Source organism: Pseudomonas agronomica (assembly GCF_025917275.1).
Taxonomy (GTDB): Bacteria; Pseudomonadota; Gammaproteobacteria; order Pseudomonadales; family Pseudomonadaceae; genus Aquipseudomonas; species Aquipseudomonas agronomica.
Genome location: NZ_JAOSHO010000745.1, coordinates 1 through 1,852, shown reverse-complemented (window position 1 = coordinate 1,852; position 1,852 = coordinate 1). Strand labels below are relative to the sequence as shown.

The following is a 1,852-nucleotide window of genomic DNA, read 5'->3' as shown; positions in this document are numbered from 1 at the left end:
GCCCGGCGCAGCAACAAATATTTTTTACTTCTCAGGCATCGGCATCGGAAACGGCATCACATTGCCGACCGCGCCGCGGGCTTCGCTGATTTTCGGCGTGCCGAGGCGTTCAACCTCATCGATGCGCACGATCGAATGCATGGGCACGAAGCTGCGCACCACCCCTTCGAACTGCGCCTTGAGCTTTTCTTCGCTCGGGTCGACGACCACTTGCGTGCGCTCGCCAAAGACGAATTCCTCGACTTCCAGGAAGCCCCACAGATCACTTTGATAGATCTGCTTGGCGTACATCTCGAACACCTGGCCCTGGTTGAGGAAAATCACCTTGTAGATTGGAGCTTCACGTTTGGTCATGGCAGGCGAAACACATCGGCGGGTAAAAATGAGGGCGCGAACTATAGCATAGCCACTGCTCGCGCAGCGGTAGGAACCGGGGGACTTGTTCCCTATAATGCGCGGTTCTTTGAATCACGTGATGAACCCGTCCATGGCCAAGAAGCTTTACATCGAAACCCACGGTTGCCAGATGAACGAGTACGACAGCTCGCGCATGGTCGATCTGCTGGGTGAACACCAGGCCCTGGAAGTCACCGCCCGCGCCGAAGACGCGGACGTGATCCTGCTCAACACCTGCTCGATCCGCGAGCGCGCCCAGGACCGGGTGTACTCCCAACTGGGTCGCTGGCGTGAACTGAAGCTGGCCAACCCGGAGATGGTCATCGCGGTGGGCGGTTGCGTGGCCAGCCAGGAAGGCGCGGCGATTCGCGATCGCGCACCTTACGTGGACGTGGTCTTCGGCCCGCAGACCTTGCACCGCCTGCCGGAAATGATCGACGCCGCGCGCGTGACCAAGTTGCCGCAAGTCGACGTTTCGTTCCCCGAAATCGAAAAGTTCGACCACCTGCCCGAGCCGCGTATCGACGGCCCAAGCGCCTATGTCTCGGTGATGGAAGGCTGCAGCAAGTACTGCACGTTCTGCGTAGTGCCCTATACCCGCGGCGAAGAAGTCAGCCGGCCATTCGACGACGTGATCGCCGAAATCATCCACCTGGCGGAAAACGGCGTGCGCGAAGTGACGCTGTTGGGGCAGAACGTCAACGGCTATCGCGGCCTGACCCACGACGGGCGCCTGGCGGATCTTGCCGAGCTGATCCGCGTCGTCGCGGCGGTGGACGGTATCGACCGCATCCGCTACACCACGTCCCATCCGCTGGAATTCTCCGACAGCCTGATCCAGGCCCACGCCGAAGTCCCAGAGCTGGTCAAGCACCTGCACCTGCCGGTGCAATCGGGCTCCGACCGGATCCTCGCCGCCATGAAACGCAACCACACGGCGCTGGAATACAAATCCAAACTGCGCAAGCTGCGCGCCGCCGTGCCGGGCATCTGCATCAGTTCGGACTTCATCGTCGGCTTCCCTGGCGAAACCGAGAAAGACTTCCAGCAGACCATGAAGCTGATCGAAGACGTGGGCTTCGACTTCTCCTATTCCTTCGTCTACAGCCAGCGCCCTGGCACCCCGGCGGCCGACCTTGCGGACGAAACCCCGGAAGAAGTCAAAAAGGAACGACTCAACGCCTTGCAGCACCGCCTGAACCAACAGGGTTTCGAGATCAGCCGACAAATGGTCGGTTCGGTCCAGCGGATCCTGGTCACCGATTACTCGAAAAAAGACCCGGGTGAATTGCAGGGCCGCACCGAGAACAACCGCATCGTCAACTTCCGTTGCGACACGCCGGCCTTGATCGGCCAGTTCGCCGACGTGCACATCGACGCCGCGCAACCGCACTCGCTGCGCGGTTCGCTGGTCCAGTAACAACACAATCCCCTGTGGGAGCGAGCCTGCTCGCGA

At 60.9% G+C, this 1,852-nt stretch carries 2 protein-coding genes; one reads left to right on the top strand and one right to left on the bottom strand.

Annotated elements, in window-relative coordinates; translation table 11 throughout:
- Positions 1–24: 24 nt before the first annotated feature.
- Positions 25–354: a DUF1820 family protein gene (locus tag OC610_RS26780; RefSeq protein WP_003185742.1), complete on the bottom strand. Its 330-nt coding sequence runs from the start codon at positions 352–354 to the stop codon at positions 25–27.
- Positions 355–487: 133 nt separating this feature from the next.
- Between OC610_RS26780 and miaB the strand changes: the two genes are divergently transcribed.
- A complete protein-coding gene (gene miaB, locus OC610_RS26775; RefSeq protein ID WP_030140358.1) occupies positions 488–1,816 on the top strand; it encodes a tRNA (N6-isopentenyl adenosine(37)-C2)-methylthiotransferase MiaB in 1,329 nt (442 codons plus the stop codon).
- The last annotated feature ends 36 nt before the right edge of the window (positions 1,817–1,852 follow it).